Source organism: Pseudomonas sp. GM60 (genome assembly GCF_000282415.1).
In the GTDB taxonomy this organism is placed as follows: Bacteria; Pseudomonadota; Gammaproteobacteria; order Pseudomonadales; family Pseudomonadaceae; genus Aquipseudomonas; species Aquipseudomonas migulae.
Genome location: NZ_AKJI01000087.1, coordinates 65587 through 83788, shown reverse-complemented (window position 1 = coordinate 83788; position 18202 = coordinate 65587). Strand labels below are relative to the sequence as shown.

The following is an 18202-nucleotide window of genomic DNA, read 5'->3' as shown; positions in this document are numbered from 1 at the left end:
CTGATAATTCCTTGGCTGTTAGCCCGTGTGTCGTTGCGCATCGTTCACGTGGCGGTAAATGGAGCAGGTTTCACCGACTCAAGGTATCGGGCGAAGGCGTCCGGTTCGACGGCTTTGCTGAAGTAGTAACCCTGGCCTTCTTCACATCGATGGGCCTTGAGGAAATCCAGCTGTTCGAGGGTTTCCACCCCTTCGGCGATGATGGTCAGCTTGAGGCTGCGGCCCAGGCTGATGATGGCGCTGACCAGTGCAGCGTCGTTGCTGTCGGTGCTTAAACCGCGAATGAACGACTGGTCGATTTTCAGCACGTCGATGGGAAAGCGCCGCAAGTAGCTGAGGCTGGAGTAGCCGGTGCCGAAGTCATCGATGGCCAGCCGGATCCCCATGACCTTGAGTCGGGTCAGGGCGGTGACGGTGGTATCGATGTTTTGCATCAACACGCCTTCGGTGATTTCCAGTTCCAGCAACGCCGGTTCCAGTCCGGTTTGTTCGAGGGTCAGTCCGATGCCGTCGACAAAGTCGCGCTGGCGGAAATCGATGGCTGACATATTCACCGACATGCATATTTTTGGCAGCCCTTCGGCTTGCCAGGCGCAGGCCTGCCGGCAGGCCTCGGCCAGCACCCATTTGCTCAGCGGCACGATCAGACCGCTGTCTTCGGCCACACCGATGAACTCCGATGGGTAGATCAACCCGTGCCCCGGTTTCTGCCAGCGGATCAACGCCTCGGCACCGACCACCTGACCACTGCTCAAGTCCAGTTTGGGTTGGTAGTGCAGGATAAACTCGTTGCGCTCCAGCGCCAGGCGAATACCGGTTTCGATACTTTGCTGATCCCTGGCGCGCTGGTTCATTTCATCGATGAAAAAGCTGAAATCATTCGGGCCGATTTCCTTGATGTTGCGCATCGCGGTCTCGGCTTTTTTGATCAGCTCGATGGCTTCGAGGCCGTCATCGGGATAAATGCTGATGCCCAGGCTCGCGGTCACGCTCAAGTCGTGGCCAGCGATATGCAGGGGGATGCGAATGGCGTTCAAGAGTTTTTCGGCGATGCCCCTGGTCTGTTGAGGGTGGCGAATGTCGGCGAGGATGACCACGAACTCGTCGGAGCCATAGCGAAACACCGAATCCGACTCGCGCACGGTGGCCACCAGATTGCGGCTGACCTGTTTCAACATCTCGTCACCGGCCGGATGGCCGAGCGCATTGTTGATGCGCTTGAAGCGGTCGAGCCCCAGAAACATCACCGCCAGTTGTTTGTCATTGCGTCGTGAAAGGGCCAGCGACTGGTTCAACCGGTCACCCAGCAACGTGCTGTTGGGCAACTCGGTCAACACGTCGTACTGCAGCAGGTGCGAAACCTTGAGCAGCTCGTGAACCCGCGCCTCGATGGTTTGCTCCAGGCTCAGCACTTTCATCGCCGCGTCCTGCGCCATCTGCCATTTCCAGGTCAGGGCACTGGCCATCTGGCGGATTTCCAGGCTGTCGAAGGGCTTTTTCAGCACCAGCATCTGGTCGCCGAACTCCAGTCGTTCGGTCATGGCTTCCCAGGTGTAATCCGAAAAAGCGGTGCACAGCGCGATTTCCAGGTGCGGGTCGGCTTGCCACATTTGCTTGATGGTTTCCAGGCCGTCCCAGCCCGGCGGCATGCGCATGTCGGTGAACACCAGCGCATAGGGGCGACCTTCAGCCAATGCGTGTTTGACCAGTTCGAGGGCTTCCTGGCCCTGGTACGCCGAGTCGAGCTGAAACGTCAGGCGATCCGTGTGCGGCGTGCCGAACAGTGCGGCTTCTGTGCCAGCGAGGGTCTGTTCATCGTCGGTTTCGGGGCCGAGGATCTTGCGGAAGTCATCATGAATCGAAGGCGTGTCGTCGACGATCAGGATGCGCCGGTTGGTCCGCACGCAAGGCACTTTCATCCTTTGTCCTCCGTGGACCGGTGCGGGTTGTCCCGGATCGGCACGATGCTTCCGGCTTTCAGCAACTCGGCGGCCTGCTGGCTGCTGACCGCTTTGCTGAAGAAGTAACCCTGGGCGTTCATCGGCGACCCGGTGGCCATCAATGAACTGCGCTGTTCCTGGGTTTCGACACCTTCGGCGATGATTCCGATCCCTACCTCCCGGGCGAAATTGATAATGGCGCGCAAGGTGTTGGCACTGGCCGGGTCGCGGGCGGCGGTATCGATGAAAGGTTGAGCGAGCTTCAGGTGATTGACCTGATAGGTCTTGAGGTAATCGAACGACGAATACTCGGTGCCGAAGTCGTCGATGGCAATCTTCACCCCCAGCTCCCGCAGGCGCGGCAGCACATCGTTGTGGGTCCATTTGGTCTGGGCCAGCGTCGCCTCGGTGACGTCGAAGCGCAGGTCCCAGGCGCAGAGCTCCCAGCGCGCGGTGGTGCGCAGTACGTCATAAATCAGTTCCGGGCCGCTCTTGAGCTGGGCCAGGGACAGCTTGATCGCAATCACCGGTGGCGCGACACCTTCATCCCGCCACTGGCGCATTTGCCGGCAGGCGCGATCGAGCACCCAGTGACCGAGGGCGATGATGGTGCCGGTCTTTTCGGCGGCGGGCAGGAACGCGGGGGCTTCCAGCAAGCCGCGTCCGGGGTGATTCCAGGTGACCTGCGCTTCCATCCCGAGGATCTTGCCGCTGCTCAGGTCCACTTCCGGCCAGTAACGCAGTTCGAGTTCATCGTGCTCGATGGCCTCTCTCAATTCACTGGCGATGGTCATGCGCTCGACCATCTCCTGATTGATCTCTTCGGAGTGGAAGTGGTACTGGTTTCGGCCCTTTTCCTTGGAGCGATAGAGCGCCATGTCGGCCTGGGTCAGCAGGCCGTCGGCGCTGGTGCTGGCCGGGCTGTAGCTGCTGATGCCGATGCTGACCGACACCCGGACATCGTTGCCGGCCAGGGAGTAGGGGAGCACCAGCGCGTCGCGGACCTTGGTGGCCAGGGACGCGGAGTGGGTCGGGTCGCTGACGTCCAGTTGCAGGATCGCGAACTCGTCGCCGCCAAGGCGGGCGACGATATCGTTCTCACGTACACACGCCTTGATCCGCCGGGCGACTTCTTGCAGCAACAGATCGCCCACCGGGTGCCCGAGGGTATCGTTGATGCGTTTGAAGTGATCCAGGTCCAGATAAAAGATGGCAAACGGGGTCGCGCCACGACGCGCAGCGGCGAAGGCCTGGTGCAGCCGTTCGATCAGCGTCGCGCGGTTGACCAGCCCGGTCAGCCCGTCGGTGCGCGCCAGCAGGAAGATTTTCTCCTCGGCCAGCTTGCGCTCGGTGATGTCGATGATGATGCCTTCGACTTCCAGCAGCCGGCCTTCATCGTCGCGCACCGGGATGTAGCGGTTTTCCACCCAGCGCCAGGCCCCTTCGCCAGTGCGCATCCGAAACTCGATGGACGCTCCGGCGGCATGGCGGTCCAGCACCCGCGCCATCGCCGTGTCGACCTTCGCTTGATCGTCGGGATGAATCAGCTCCCGGGCCCAGTTGGCCGAGGCCACCAGTTTTGCCGCGACATGTCCGTATTTGGTGATGTTGTGCGAGATGTACATCAGTGGAAACGACGGTTCGCCCCGCAACCGATAGAGAATGGTCGGGCTGTTCTGCACGATGATGTTGGCATCGGACAGTTCCCGGGTACGCTCCTCGACCGCTTGTTCGAGCAGCGACATCTTCAGCGCCGCGTCTTCGGTCATTTGCCACTTGGCGGTCAGCGCGCTGGCCATTTGGCGAATTTCGATGGCATCGAACGGTTTCTTGAGAATCAGCAGGCGGTCGCCGAGTTCCAGGCGCTCGTCGATGTCTTCCCAGGAATAGTCGGAGTAGGCCGTGCACAGCGCCACTTGCAGCTTCGGATCGACCTGCCACAGCCGTTCGATGGTTTCCAGGCCGTCCCAGCCCGGCGGCATGCGCATGTCGATGAAGGCCATCGCATAAGGCAGGTCGTTGGCCAGGGCTGTCTCGACCTTGTCCAGTGCTTCGAGGCCCTGAAACGCGGAGTCAAGGATGAAACTCTGCAACGTGACGGCCGCCGTGGTGCCGAACAGGGCATTTTCAGCGCTGGTCAGGCTGTCGTCGTCAAACGAAGGCGGGCTGAGGATCTTGATGAAGTCCTCGTGGATTGAAGCGGTGTCGTCGACGATAAGAATCCGACGATTGGTCCGCGACAACAGCGTATTCATCGCCATATGCCGGGACCGACAGCGTTTTGATACACCGTGTTCATAAGGGGCATCCTTTCCCTGACCACTTGGCCGAGCGTACAGATAATGGATCCGAGTGACGTGAGCATAGTCGCCCGGATCAGAGTTCGCGCAACCGACTGAAACGAATCATTGCGGTGGTGGGGCGAAAATCATCTAGCCTGTAGCTCAGGATCCGGCAATAGGGGATGTTTGCCCGGTTCCCGACATATCGCTGTAACCGTTTTCGCCCGAGGTAATGCCATGGAAGAGCAACTCCCCACGAGGTCCACCTATAAACCCAAAGTGCTGCTGGTCGACGATGAGGAGTCCATCCTCAACAGCCTGCGTCGACTGTTGCGCGGCCAGCCCTACGACGTGTTGCTGGCCACCAGCGGCGCCCAGGCCCTGGAAATCATGGCGCAGCAGCCCATCGACCTGGTGATGAGTGACGCGCGCATGCCCAACATGGACGGCGCCACGCTGCTGGCCCTCATCCATCAGCATTACCCCGATACCGTGCGCATCATGCTGACCGGTTATGCCGATCCGTCAGCCATTATCAAAGCCATCAATGACGGGCAGATTCACCGTTACATCAGCAAACCCTGGCACGATGAGGAAATGCTGCTGGTCCTGCGACAATCACTCGCGTATCAGCATTCCGAGCGTGAACGGTTGCGTCTGGTCCAGGAAACGTGGGATCAGAACCAGGAATTGAAACTGCTCAACATCACCCTGGACAAACGCGTCGCCTCCCGCACCGCTGAACTCCAGCAGACCGCCGACATGCTCGACCTGGCCTACGAAGAGCTCAAGCACAGCTACGTTACCGGCACCGAGATGTTCTCGCTGCTGGCCAACCTGCGCATGCCGCCGGCCAAACAGACCAACCGCCAGATCATCGAACTGGTGCGGGTGTACTGCAAGCTTCATGACCTGGACGAAGGCACCAGCCGGGACCTGACCATGGCGGCGGCGCTCTACAACATCGGCAAGCTGAGCTGGACCGACAGCATGATGACCGCCCCCGCGGACCTGTTGCATCACAATGATCGCGAGCGTTATCGCAATTACCCGAAGCAGAGCGAATCCCTGTTGATGACGCTCGATCCGATGAAGGACGCTGCCCGTCTGATTCTTCACCATCAGGAGCGTTGGGACGGCAGCGGTTTTCCCGACCGGCTCAAGGGCGAGGCGATACCGGTCGGTTCCCGGCTGTTGAAACTGGCAGTGGATTTCATCGAGTTGCAGCGCGGGTTGATCCTGGAACGGCAGATGAACAGCGATGAGGCGCTGGTGTATATCCGCAGCTATGCCGGAAAACTCTACGACCCCGAGATGGTGGAGGACTTCATCAAGGTGTGTGCCGCGTACCTGAGCGATGTGTCCCTGGCCGATCCAATGGTCAAGGTCATGACCACCCGGGAATTGGCAGCGGGGATGGTCCTGGCACGCAACCTCAACGCCGACAACGGCATGCTGTTGCTCAACGCCGGCAAGGTGCTGAACGGACCGCTGGTGGAAAAGCTGATCGCCTTCGAGGCCATGGAGGGCGCGAAATACAGCATTTTCGTGAAGGTGCCGGAAGAAGTGAACGGCGCGATTCTCGAGATGGAGCAGGTTCCCCAGGCCTTGCATTGATCCTCTGTAGGAGTGAGCCTGCTCGCGATGAGGACGACGCGGTTTTTCAGGTACAGCGCGTCATCGTTCATCGCGAGCAGGCTCACTCCTACAGGGGCGGTGTTTCGCAGAGGTTTTTTCGGCGTGACGATGTCCCGCCACTCATGTGATGCTTGCACCTTTCAGCCAAGGCCACGCCTCACCCATGATACTTGCATCCGCCACTTCCCCCCGCATCATCCACATCGCCGCCGCCCTGTTGATCGGCCCCGACGGTCGCACGCTGCTGGTGCGCAAACGTGGCACTGAAGCTTTCATGCAACCGGGCGGCAAGATCGAAGCCCATGAACAACCGGTTCACGCCCTGGTGCGTGAGCTGGAAGAAGAATTGGGATTGGCCATCGATCCGGCGCACGCCACTTATCTGGGGCAGTTCTCGGCACCGGCCGCCAATGAGCCAGGTTTTGTCGTACAGGCCGAACTCTTTCAGCTGACCATCGATTCAGACGTATCGCCTGCGGCGGAAATCGAAGAGGTGCGCTGGATCGACCCCGCCACCGACGGCGATGTGACGCTGGCGCCATTGACACGCGACCTGATCCTGCCGTTTTATCGAGCCTCGCTGAGCGCAATCGCCTGATCATTCACGCCAAGGAACCGCCATGATCCCGCTTCAAGACTTGCTGATCTTCGCCGCTGCCGCGTTGCTGATGGTACTGACGCCGGGACCGAACATGATCTACCTGATCTCTCGTTCGATCTGCCAGGGGCGCAAGGCCGGAGTGACTTCGTTGCTCGGTGTGGTGGCGGGATTTTTTGTGCACCTGTTCGCTGCGGCAGCGGGATTGACGGCGGTGTTCCTCGCGGTGCCGATGGCTTATGAAGTGTTGAAGTGGGCCGGCGCGCTGTACCTGGTGTGGCTGGCCTGGCAGGCGGTAAAACCGGGCGCGCGTTCGCCGTTCGAGGCACAGCAGTTGCCGCCGGATTCCTCGCGCAAACTGATCACCATGGGCTTTTTGACCAGTGCCCTGAACCCGAAAATTGCGGTGTTTTACCTCTCGGTGTTTCCGCAATTCATCACCCCTGAGCACGGTTCGGTGTTCAACCAAAGCATCATCCTCGGCCTGACCCAGATCAGCGTCAGTTTCAGCGTCAACCTGCTGATCGCGGTGTTCGCCGCCGGCATCGCGTCGTGGTTCGTCAACAACCCGACCTGGCTGGCGGTGCAGCGTTACTTCATGGGGTTTGTGTTGGCGGCGCTGGCCGTACGGCTGATGCTTGAGCAACGACGGACGGCGTGAACATGTGGATTGAACGGCTTGATGCCAGCCATGCCCTGGACTATCGGGCGTTGATGCTCGAAGCCTACGACCTGCATCCCCAGGCGTTTACCTCCACCGTGCGCGAACGCGCCACGATGCCGCTGAGCTGGTGGGAATCGCGCCTGAGCAACAAACTCGATGTGGTGTTCGGGGCGTTTGAGGAGGGTAAGTTGGCGGGCATCGTCGGCCTTGCTTTCGATCCTCGGGAAAAGGCCCGGCACAAGGCGACGCTGTTTGGCATGTACGTGTCCAGTCAGGTCCGCCAGCGCGGGCTCGGTTATCAACTGGTGCAGGCGGCGTTGGCCGAAGCGCAAACCCACCCGGGCTTGAGGCTGATTCAACTGACCGTTACCGCCGGCAATGACGCGGCGTTCAACCTGTACCAGCGTTGCGGCTTCATCCAGTTCGGCCTTGAACCGCTGGCGGTGCGGGTGGGCGAGGATTACTTCGACAAGATTCATATGTGGCGCGAGATCTGAACCCACCACGATCCATATGCGACGCGAAATCCGAATACACCACGATCCCCTGTAGGAGCCGGCTTGCTGGCGATTGCGGTGGATCAGTCAATATCAATGGCGCCAGATACACCGCCATCGCCAGCAAGCCGGCTCCTACAAGTCCGTGTTGTGCTAGCGGACGGCGCTGACCCCGTCCAAGGTCGAGAACGACGTATCTTTTGCCGTCAGCAGGAAGTCGCGCATATACGGCGCATCCAGCATGTCCGCACGAACCGCCGCGTACAACGTCGCAAACAATCCCTTCTCGCCCAGCCGCTTGGCCTTCACGTAGCCCCGTGAACTGTATTCATGCAGCGCCCAGTGCGGCATGCCGCACACGCCACGACCGCTGGCGACCAACTGCATCATCATCACCGTCAGTTCCGAGGTGCGGACCTGGGCCGGTTCGATGTCGGCCGGCTCCAGGAAGCGGGTGAAGATGTCCAGCCGGTCACGTTCCACCGGGTAAGTGATCAGGGTTTCCGTGAGCAAATCCTCCGGAACGATGTACGCCTTGTTCGCCAAACGGTGCTGATTGGCGACCGCGAGCATGGCTTCATAAGTGAACAACGGCACATACGTGATCCCGGCCAGTTCCAGCGGATCGGAGGTCACCACCAGATCCAGATCTCCACGGGCCAACGCCGGCAGCGGTGCGAAAGAAAAGCCCGAGGCCAGGTCCAACTCGACTTCCGGCCAGGCATCGCGGAACTGGTCGATGGTCGGCATCAGCCACTGAAAGCAACTGTGGCACTCGATTGCCATGTGCAAGCGCCCGGCGGTGCCACCGGCCAACCGCGCGATATCACGCTCGGCACCGCGCAGCAGCGGCAGGGTGGCGTCGGCCAGTTGCAGCAGGCGCAAACCGGCACTGGTGAAGCGCACCGGTTTGGTCTTGCGCACGAACAGCGGCATGCCCATGCGCTCTTCCAGCTCCTTGAACTGGTGGGACAGCGCCGACTGCGTCAGGTGCAGGCGGTCGGCGGCATCGACCAGGCTATCGGCTTCGCGCAAGGCGTGCAGGGTCTTCAAGTGACGGATTTCAAGCACCGGAGGGCTCCATGAGGAAAACTTGTGATCAACACGAAAAGGTTGAGTTTGTCTCATGTTGGGTTGGCTGTCGACAATAGCGCCATCTTTTACAAGGAGAAACTCACCATGGCTCTGGCCCACACACTTGGTTTTCCACGCATCGGCGCTGACCGCGAACTGAAAAAAGCCCTCGAATCCTACTGGAAGGGCGATCTCGATCAGGAAGCGCTGAAGAGCGTCGGTCGCCAACTGCGCGCCACCCACTGGCAATTACAGAAAGACGCCGGCATCGATCTGCTGCCGGTCGGCGACTTCGCCTGGTACGACCAGGTCCTGACGCATTCCCTGACCTTCGGTGTGATCCCGGAACGTTTCGACAGCGCCAAGAATGCCAGGGGCCTGCCGACCCTCGACACGCTGTTCGCCATGGCGCGTGGTGCCACCACCACTTGCTGCGGTGGCGAACACAGCAAAGCGCAATACGCCCAGGAACTGACCAAGTGGTTCGACACCAACTACCACTACCTTGTCCCGGAATTCAGCGCTGACCAGCAGTTCAAGCTGAGCTGGGAACAGCTGTTCGACGAAGTCGACGAAGCCAAGGCCCTCGGCCACAACGTCAAACCGGTGATCATCGGCCCGCTGACTTATCTGTGGCTGGGCAAGGCCAAAGGCAACGACTTCGACAAGCTCGACCTGCTGGAGCGCCTGCTGCCGATCTACGGTGAAATCCTCGGCCGCCTCGCCGCACAAGGTGTGGAGTGGGTGCAGATCGACGAACCGATCCTGACCCTCGATCTGCCGCAAGAATGGAAAAACGCCTTCGAACGCGCCTATCACATCCTCCAGTATTCGCCGCTGAAAAAGCTGGTGGCGACCTACTTCAGCGGCCTACAAGACAACCTCGGCCTGGCCGTCGGCTTGCCCGTACAAGGCTTGCACATCGATGCGGTGCGCGCCCCCGACCAACTGCTGCACGTGCTCGATCGTCTGCCGACCTACAAGATTCTTTCGGTGGGCCTGGTCAACGGCCGCAACGTCTGGCGCTGCGAACTGGAACCGGTGCTCGCACAACTGCAATTGGCCCAGGAGCGTTTCGGCGACAACCTGTGGGTCAGCAGTTCCTGCTCGCTGCTGCACAGCCCGGTAGACCTGGAGCGCGAAGATAAACTCGATCCGGAACTGAAAAGCTGGCTGGCGTTTGCGGTGCAGAAGTGTGGCGAAATCGCCGTGCTGCGCGACGCGCTCAACGATCCGCAATCGCCCAAAGTGCAAACCGCGCTGGCGCAAAGCCGGGCGATTCAGGCCAGTCGTGCCGAGTCGCCGCGTATTCACAAAGCGGAAGTACAAGCCCGCATCAATGCCATCAGTGCAGCGGACAGCCAACGCCAATCGCCGTTCGCCAAACGCATCGAGCAACAACGTGCACGCTTGAAACTGCCGGCATTCCCGACCACCACCATCGGCTCGTTCCCGCAGACCGGTTCGATCCGTCTGGCGCGACAGGCCTACAAGCAAGGCAAGCTGTCAGCCAACGACTACACCGACGCCATGCACCACGAAATTCGCCACGCCGTGCAAGTCCAGGAACGTCTGGGGCTGGATGTGCTGGTACACGGTGAAGCCGAACGCAACGACATGGTCGAGTACTTCGCCGAGCAGTTGGACGGTTACCTGTTCACCCGTTTCGGCTGGGTCCAGAGCTACGGCTCGCGCTGCGTGAAACCGGCAGTCATCTATGGCGACCTGAGCCGGCCGAAAGCCATGACGGTCGACTGGATCAGCTACGCGCAGAGCCAGACCGACAAGGTCATGAAAGGCATGCTCACCGGTCCCGTGACCATGCTGATGTGGTCGTTCCCGCGTGAAGACGTTTCGCGCAAAGTCCAGGCGCAGCAGTTGGCGTTGGCCCTGCGTGACGAAGTGGTCGATCTGGAAAGCGCCGGCATCAAGATCGTGCAGATCGACGAAGCCGCGTTCCGCGAAGGCTTGCCGCTGCGTCGGGCGCAATGGCAGGAATACCTCGATTGGGCAGTGGAAGCGTTCCGCTTGAGCGCCTCCGGTGTGCGCGATGAAACCCAGATCCACACGCACATGTGCTACAGCGAATTCAATGATGTGATCAAGGCGATTGCCGACATGGATGCCGATGTGATCACCATCGAAACCTCGCGTTCGGACATGGAATTGCTGGAAGCCTTCGAAGCGTTCGACTACCCGAATGACATCGGTCCGGGCGTCTACGACATTCACTCGCCACGGGTGCCGGACACGGCCGAGATGGTCAAGTTGATGAGCAAGGCCGTGAAGCGCATTCCGGCAGAACGGTTGTGGGTGAACCCGGATTGCGGTTTGAAGACCCGGGCGTGGCCTGAAACTGAAGCGGCATTGGTGAACATGGTGGCGGCGGCGCGGCAGTTGCGCAGTCAGCTGGCCTAAAGTCCTGAGGCGCCTGTTCTGGCGCCTTCGCGAGCAAGCCCGCTCCCACAGTTGACCGCGTTCTTACAATTGGAATGCGATCGAATGTGGGAGCGGGCTTGCTCGCGAAGCAGGCGACGCGGTCTTGAAAAATGACCGTTCAGCACTCTTCATCAAACTGTCACGTAACTGTGGCAGCGCGCTTCAACAAACTTCATCAGACTCGCGCTCTACTGGGGTTCTGCGTTTCGGTGTTTTTCATGCGTGCACGATTTTTATCAACGGCGGCCTTCCTGGCCGCGTTGTTCTTTGGCCTTCCGTCCTTTGCGGCGTCTCGATGCGATGTCAATGTTCCGACCGAACGGGTCGATCTGGCGCAGGTGAGCCTGGCGTACCAGAGCATCGGCCGCGCCTCCGATCCGGCGTTGCTGCTGGTGATGGGCCTGGGCGGGCAGTTGATTCACTGGCCGGACGAGGTGGTGGTTGCGCTGTGTCAGCAGGGTTTTCGGGTGATTCGGTATGACAATCGCGATGTCGGCCTGTCCACCTGGCGGCAATCGCCTGCCGACGCCAACCTGACCTTCGAAGTGCTGCGCTACAAACTCGGCTTGCCGGTATCGGCGCCGTATTCCCTGACCGACATGGCCGACGATGCGCTGGGCTTGATGGATGCCTTGCACGTCGAGCAATTCCACGTGCTGGGCGCGAGCATGGGCGGGATGATCGCCCAGCACATGGCGGCCATGGCGCCGCAGCGGGTCGAGAGCCTGACGCTGATCATGACCAGTTCCGGTGCCGAAGGCTTGCCGGCGCCGAACGCGGCACTGGTGCAGCTGCTTTCGCGGCGTGGCGCGCCGAATCGTGAGGTGGCGCTGGAGCAGCAGGCTGATTTGTTGGCGGCGCTGGGTAGCCCGTCGGTGAGTGATGATCGGCAGGCGCTGTTGCATCAGGCGGCGCTGTCCTATGACCGTGCGTTTAACCCCGAGGGTGTGAAGCGTCAGATCATGGCGATCCTCGCGGAGCCGAGCCGGGTGGCACTGCTCAATCAACTGCGGGTGCCGACGCTGGTGGTTCATGGCACTGCCGATCCGCTGTTGCCGGTGATGCATGGCGTGCACCTGGCGGCGCATATTCGTGGCAGCCAGTTGAAGCTGATTCCGGGGCTGGCCCATCGTTTTCAGGAGGCCTTCAAAGCGCCATTGCTCGCGGCGGTGCTGCCCTATTTGCAGGCCCACCGCGAGGACACTTCGCACTGGGCGCAGATCGATCCGGTGGCCGAACACAACCTCCTGTAACCCCCAACCGCGTAGGAGCGAGCGGTACGGCGATCCGACTTGCCCGCGAAGGCGGCCTCGACAACGATGCAGGATTTGAAGGCCCCATCGCCAGCAAGCCGGCTCCTACAGACCGGGTTGACACACCTGACCTTGTAGGAGCTGGCTTGCCAGCGATGACGGCCTGACAGCCAACCAATTTCTGGCTGATGTACTCAGACCCACAGGTGTATCGTTCAACTTTTCCGGCCCGTATCCAGCCCGCGAGGTGAGTGATGAGTACCCCCCTGAAAATCGATTTCGTCAGCGACGTGTCCTGCCCCTGGTGCGTCGTCGGTCTGTACGGCCTGACCCAGGCCCTGGATCTGCTGGGCGATGAAGTCCAGGCCGAGATCCGTTTCCAGCCGTTCGAGCTGAACCCGAAGATGGGCCCGGACGGGCAGAACATCACCGAACACATCACCGAGAAATACGGCTCGACCCCCGAGCAGTCGCAGAAGAACCGCGAAGTGATCCGTGCGCGTGGCGCCGAAGTCGGTTTCGCCTTTCGCACCGACGGCAACAGCCGCATCTACAACACCTTCGATGCGCATCGCTTGCTGTACTGGGCGGGGCTGGAAGGGTTGCAGTTCAATCTGAAAGAGGCGTTGTTCAAAGCGTATTTCACGGAGGGCGGCAATCCGTCCGACCACGCTCAGTTGGCGCAGATCGCGCAAAGTGTTGGCCTGGACCGGCAGCGGGCCGAGGCGATCCTGGCCTCGGACGAGTTCGCCAAAGAGGTGCGTGAGGAGGAGCAGTTGTGGCTGTCGCGGGGGGTGAGTTCGGTGCCGACGGTGGTGTTCAACGGGCAATACGCAGTCAGCGGCGGGCAACCGGTGGAGACATTTGTCGGGGCTATCCGGCAGATCATGAGTGAAGTGAAGGGCGGAAAGGTCAGTTGATCGGCGCCAGTTGAAAACAAATATATCAATGTGCCACTATTGTTTCAGCCGTTGCTGCCGACATAAACAGCAACGTTTTCATTCATAGGGACATGATCCATGACTTTTCATGCTTTTCGCACTTGGGCGGCGCTGACACTGCTTGCCTGCCTGACCCTCACCGGCTGCGCCCACGTTCAACCGCCAGTTCCGCTGGATAAACAATTCTGGGATGCCAAAGAGCCGACCATCGGCGTGGCCATCACTGTGGTGCCGGCGCCGGTGCTGGCGCTGACCGGTCAACAGGGGATGCTCGATTACGCAATCAACCGGGGCGTGAACAGCAAACTCAGCGACAACGTCGAAAAATGGCAAGTGCGCGATTTGAACACGTTGCCGGATGTCATCGTCGCCAAGTTGCAGGCCAAGGGCTACAAGGTCAAGCGGATCAACGAGCCGGTTGACCTGAATGCCTATAAGGAAACCAGTTTCCGTGAAGGATATGTGGGCCGTGACCTCACGCCGGTCAAGGGCGCTTATGGCGTCGATCGTCTGTTGCTGGTGAATGTCTTCGCCACCGGCGCTACCCGCAGTTACTACGGATTTGTGCCGACCAGCGTTCCGATGGCGCAGGTGAGCGGGCAGGGCATGGTGGTCGACCTGGCCGACAACAAACTGCTGTGGTTCAAACCTTTCACTGCGGTGCAAGCGGCCCAGGGTGAGTGGGATGAACCGACCTACACCAACCTGTCCAACGCCTTCTACCAGGCCATGGACAATAGCCGTCAGCAAATGATCACGCCGTTCGAGCAATGAAGCGCCCTATCATTGTGGCCAGTGCGCTGGCCCTGCTGATGCTGGCCGGTTGCGCGCAGAAACCGGCGCCCGAGGCCGGTTTCAAGTCGCAGAGTGCTGCGTCCTACGTCCAGGCTCATGGGCTGAAAGTGGACATGCAGTTGCCGCAGGCGTTTGTCGGTGCGAGCACGGTGATTGACGCCAAGGCGGCGCAGGAGGCTGCGGAGTCGAGTCATAACCTGGTGGCGAGTTCCGGCAACACGGCCGGGTTGGCCGGTCTGCTGGTGGCGAGCCTGATCAACACCCAAATGGGCAGTGGCAGCTTGCAGCGCGATGCGGAAAAGGTTGCGCTCAAGGATTCACGTCCAATGGCCGACCTGCTCGCCGGCGTGCCGTTGCAGGAACGTCTGCAACAGCGTTATCAACAGGCGTCGCAAACGGCAGGACTGAAGCAGGGCGAAGGGCAAGTCACCGGGCGGCTGGTGATCGAACCCAAACTGATGCTCACCCCCGATCGCGGCAGTTTTGTGCTGATCAATCAGGTGCAGGTTCAGGACATTGCCGGGATGGCGCTGTACCGCATGCGCATCGAAGTGGCCAGTCAGCCGATACGCCGTTGCGGCAAGCAATGCATCGACGACGGCAGCCTGGATCTGGCGAAGGTCACCGCTGTGCTCGACGAATGCATCGATGAATCCATGCGCGTGCTGGCCACCGACCTGATGCTGCCGGCTCCCCCGGAAGCGGCCCAGGAAACCTTGCGGTATGTGCTGGATGGTCAGCGCGTGGTCGAGCGCGGTTACCAACTGGCCAACAACGGCAATTACTGGCGTTACCGTAACCTCTACGGCGCGGTGAAATCAGTCCCGGTGCCGTTCGAAGATGCGCTGACGCAAGCGCAGTTGCAGAAGGTTTATGCGCACTAGCTTCGCAGGTCATGCCCGCACTGCTCGTGGGCATGAAAGTCAGCGCACAATCTTGTCCACATGAATCCCCAGCTTCTTCAACCGATACCAGAAGCTGCGTTCGGAAATCCCGATCAACTGCGCCGCGGCTGCCTGCACGCCGTTGCTCTGTGCCAGCGCCGCCAGAATGTAGGTTTTTTCCACCTCGGCCAGCGCCGCTTCCAGGTCTGCCGGTACGCTGCCCTCAGCGATCAACGTGCCGCCGTCGGCGGAGCTTGAAGCGAACAGGTACGCCGGCAGGTCTTCCTCTTCAATCACCGCGCCCGAGGCGACAATGGTCGCCCGCTCCACGCAGTTTTGCAGTTCGCGAATATTCCCCGGCCACGAATACCTGGCCATGGCCTGCAACGCCTGCGGGCTGAAACTGCTGAAACGTTTGCCGGCCGCAGCCCCCAGCGTGTGGGCGAAATGCCGGGCCAGCGGCGCAATGTCTTCAACCCGTTCGCGCAGGGCCGGCAGCGGAATCGGGAAGACGTTGAGGCGGTAGTAAAGGTCTTCGCGAAACTCCTTGTTGGCCACCGCGTCCAGCAGGTTTTTGTTGGTCGCCGCGATCACCCGTACATCGACCTTTCGCTCGCGGGGATCGCCCACCGGTTCGATCACTCGTTCCTGTAAGGCCCGAAGGATTTTTGCCTGCAAGGCCAGCGGCATTTCGCCGATTTCATCGAGAAACAGCGTGCCCTTGTCAGCCTGCTGGAAGCGTCCGACGCGATCCGCCACCGCGCCGGTAAACGCGCCTTTGCGGTGGCCGAACATTTCGCTTTCCAGCAGCCCTTCGGGGATTGCCGCGCAGTTCACCGCGACAAAAGGCTTGTCGGCGCGATTGCCGTGGGTGTGGATCGCCCGGGCGACCATTTCCTTGCCGGTGCCGCTTTCGCCGGTCAACAGAATGGTCGCGTTGCTTTCGCGCACCGAGTCGATGGCGTGCAGCACCCGTCGAAAGCTTGGGCTGTCGCCGATCAGGCTGTCGATCTGCCGGTGTTCGTCGAGCTCGGCGCGCATGCGCTGGTTGTCTTTGAGAATGTCGCGAAATTGCAGGGCCTTGTTGACGGTGATGTCCAGCTCATCAATGTCGAACGGCTTGGCGATGTAGTCGAAGGCGCCGTTGCGCATCGACTGCACGGCGTTTTTCACCGTGCTGTAGGCGGTCATGACGATCACCGGTAGCTGCGGAAAACGGCTTTTGATTTCTGCCAGCAGTTGCGGGCCGTCCATGCCGGGCATGCGCCAGTCGCTGATCACCAGGTCGATGTCTTCGCACTCCAGCACCTTGAGCGCGTGCAGGCCGTTGCCGGCGGTGAACACCACAATGCCGTTCTGACTGAGCGCCGAGGCCAGCAGGTCGCAGAGCTTGGGCTCGTCGTCGACCACCAGTACGTTATGTGTCATCGCTGCCCTCGTCGAAGTCTTCACCGTTGGCCGGAATGTACAGGGTGAATGTGGCCCCGGCATCTTTTTCACTGACGCATTCGATGCGCCCGTCATGACTCTCCATGATCGAGAACACCTTGGCCAGACCCAGCCCGGTGCCCGAGGCCTTGGTGGTGACGAACGGTGTAAAGATCCGTTCGAGCATGTCCGGTTCAATGCCTTGGCCGGTGTCGCTGATGCTGATCACCGTGTAGTGTCGGTCGCTGCTGATGCCCAGGGTCAGTCGCCCGCCGTCGGGCATGGCGTCGATGGCGTTGACGATCAGGTTCAGGCCGGCCTGCTTGATTTGCCGCGCGTCGGCGTAAAGCGTCGCGGTGGGCGATTGATCATCGATTTGCACATCGATGTTGTGGCTGGCCAGCTCCGGCGCACAGAAGCCGACCAGCTCATCCACCAGCGGGCGCGCCAGTTGGGTCGAGCGCATCGGTGCGCTGGGTTTGGCGAAGTCGAGGAAGTCGGTGATCAGGTCGTTGATCCGGCTGACTTCGCTGACCACGTACTCCAGATGACGCTTGTCGGTCTCGGGCAAATCGGCGCGCCGGTGCAGCAGTTGCGTGGCGGTTTTGATGATGCCCAGCGGGTTGCGGATTTCATGGGCCAGGCCCATCGCCACTTCGCCCAGCGCATGCAGGCGGTCACGCCGACGCAGTTGCGATTCCAGATGCTGCAACTCGCCGAGGCGTTCGCTCATGTGGTTGAAGGTGCTGCTCAGTTCCGCCAGTTCGTCGCCGCCGGTGACCGGCAGGCGTTGGCGATAATCCCCGGCGATCACCGCTTGTACGCCTTTGGATAGCCCGCGCAACGGCTTGGTCAGGCGCTGCGAAACCAGCCAGCCGACCGCCAGGGACGCCGCCGAGCTGAGCAGGAAAATCAGGATGAACAGGTTGCTCTGATTGACCAGCCCGACCAGGCTGGTGTGACGCAGCAGGCCGCTGAAAATCACCCCTTGCAGCTCGCCGTTTTCGTTGAGGATCGGCCGGTAGATGCCGCTGTAGCGGTTGGTGAATTGTTCGATTGGCTGTTTGGTGCTGCGCAGGATCTGTTCGATTTTTTCCGGTACGGCCGCCGGGTGGTCCTCGAAGCGCTGGGTGGAAAAAATCTCCGAGAAGTCATTGGCCTTGGCCAGATACAGACGCAGGTCCAGCGAGTGCACGTCGGCCACGCTGGTGAGGAAACTGTTGTCGAGGTAGGTGGCAATCACCAGTTTGTACTCGACGCCGTCCTGATCCGTTTCGAAGGTCGAGACCACCGTGCCGGTCGCCACGCCACCGACTTGCAGGGTTTGCAGCACCGCCTTGGGCGCGGTGCTGATCTGGCGGACGATGTCGTCGGCGGCGGTGCTGAACACCACTTTGTGATCGCTGGCGCGCACCAGCGCCACGACGTCGATGCCCATGGAGTCGGCGATGTCGGTGGTCAGTTTGTCGTGTTTGTTCGCCAGCCGATCGGTGGGCGGGCGCGTGTAACGCAGGAACAGCTGCGCGCCCCGGGCGTTGTCGCGCAGGATCTCGCTGATCTCGTCCTCGACGATCTTGGTCGATTCCTGCAGCCAGATGCGTACGTTGCTGTCGAAAATCTGCGACAGCGTGGTGGCCGCCAGTTCGGCGGCGATCATCGTCGGAATGACGCTGACCAGCCAGAACGCCAGCACCAGTTTGCGCTGCAGGCTCCAGCCAGAGAGGGCGAAAGGTCGAGCGTTGGTGCGTGAGTCTTTGGTCATTGTGCTT

14 protein-coding genes are annotated in these 18202 nt (G+C 60.7%); 9 read left to right on the top strand and 5 right to left on the bottom strand.

Annotated elements, in window-relative coordinates; translation table 11 throughout:
• Positions 1–44: 44 nt before the first annotated feature.
• A complete protein-coding gene (locus PMI32_RS08090) occupies positions 45–1919 on the bottom strand; it encodes a putative bifunctional diguanylate cyclase/phosphodiesterase (protein ID WP_008032227.1) in 1875 nt (624 codons plus the stop codon).
• Positions 1916–4201 carry a putative bifunctional diguanylate cyclase/phosphodiesterase gene (locus PMI32_RS08095; RefSeq protein ID WP_008032226.1) on the bottom strand — a complete coding sequence of 762 codons (2286 nt, stop codon included), beginning with the start codon at positions 4199–4201 and terminating at the stop codon, positions 1916–1918. Before PMI32_RS08095 ends, PMI32_RS08090 begins: the two co-directional genes overlap by 4 nt.
• Positions 4202–4459: 258 nt before the next feature.
• Between PMI32_RS08095 and nosR the strand changes: the two genes are divergently transcribed.
• The 4 genes from nosR (at position 4460) to PMI32_RS08115 (ending at position 7619) form a co-directional block, all read left to right on the top strand.
• The gene (nosR, locus tag PMI32_RS08100; protein ID WP_008032223.1) at positions 4460–5839 is read left to right on the top strand and encodes a response regulator c-di-GMP phosphodiesterase, NosR family; all 1380 of its coding nucleotides are present in this window, start codon (positions 4460–4462) and stop codon (positions 5837–5839) included.
• A gap of 184 nt (positions 5840–6023) precedes the next feature.
• Positions 6024–6458, top strand: coding sequence for an NUDIX hydrolase (locus PMI32_RS08105; protein WP_008032222.1), 435 nt, complete (start codon positions 6024–6026; stop codon positions 6456–6458).
• A 22-nt stretch (positions 6459–6480) separates the two neighbouring features.
• Positions 6481–7119: a LysE family translocator gene (locus PMI32_RS08110; RefSeq protein ID WP_008032220.1), complete on the top strand. Its 639-nt coding sequence runs from the start codon at positions 6481–6483 to the stop codon at positions 7117–7119.
• A 2-nt stretch (positions 7120–7121) separates the two neighbouring features.
• Positions 7122–7619, top strand: a complete 498-nt coding sequence (locus PMI32_RS08115; RefSeq protein WP_008032218.1) for a GNAT family N-acetyltransferase — start codon at positions 7122–7124, stop codon at positions 7617–7619.
• Between the two features lie 153 nt (positions 7620–7772).
• Here the strand turns inward: PMI32_RS08115 and metR are convergent, their stop codons facing one another.
• Positions 7773–8690: a transcriptional regulator MetR gene (metR, locus tag PMI32_RS08120; RefSeq protein ID WP_008032216.1), complete on the bottom strand. Its 918-nt coding sequence runs from the start codon at positions 8688–8690 to the stop codon at positions 7773–7775.
• Between the two features lie 108 nt (positions 8691–8798).
• On the opposite strand from metR, the gene metE reads away from it, so the two are divergent.
• From metE to PMI32_RS08145, 5 genes are all read left to right on the top strand, one after another.
• Entirely contained in the window at positions 8799–11111 is a 2313-nt protein-coding gene (gene metE, locus PMI32_RS08125; protein WP_008032214.1) for a 5-methyltetrahydropteroyltriglutamate--homocysteine S-methyltransferase, read from the top strand.
• A gap of 239 nt (positions 11112–11350) precedes the next feature.
• The gene (locus PMI32_RS08130) at positions 11351–12385 is read left to right on the top strand and encodes an alpha/beta fold hydrolase (RefSeq protein WP_008032212.1); all 1035 of its coding nucleotides are present in this window, start codon (positions 11351–11353) and stop codon (positions 12383–12385) included.
• Between the two features lie 254 nt (positions 12386–12639).
• Positions 12640–13305: a DsbA family oxidoreductase gene (locus PMI32_RS08135; protein WP_008032211.1), complete on the top strand. Its 666-nt coding sequence runs from the start codon at positions 12640–12642 to the stop codon at positions 13303–13305.
• Between the two features lie 99 nt (positions 13306–13404).
• The gene (locus PMI32_RS08140) at positions 13405–14100 is read left to right on the top strand and encodes a hypothetical protein (protein ID WP_008032209.1); all 696 of its coding nucleotides are present in this window, start codon (positions 13405–13407) and stop codon (positions 14098–14100) included.
• Entirely contained in the window at positions 14097–15005 is a 909-nt protein-coding gene (locus PMI32_RS08145) for a beta/alpha barrel domain-containing protein (RefSeq protein WP_008032207.1), read from the top strand. The genes PMI32_RS08140 and PMI32_RS08145 overlap by 4 nt, the downstream gene beginning before the upstream one ends.
• A gap of 39 nt (positions 15006–15044) precedes the next feature.
• Here PMI32_RS08145 and PMI32_RS08150 read toward each other — a convergent pair whose 3' ends face one another.
• Positions 15045–16433: a sigma-54-dependent transcriptional regulator gene (locus tag PMI32_RS08150; protein ID WP_008032205.1), complete on the bottom strand. Its 1389-nt coding sequence runs from the start codon at positions 16431–16433 to the stop codon at positions 15045–15047.
• A complete protein-coding gene (locus tag PMI32_RS08155; protein ID WP_008032202.1) occupies positions 16423–18195 on the bottom strand; it encodes a sensor histidine kinase in 1773 nt (590 codons plus the stop codon). Before PMI32_RS08155 ends, PMI32_RS08150 begins: the two co-directional genes overlap by 11 nt.
• Between the last annotated feature and the right edge of the window lie 7 nt (positions 18196–18202).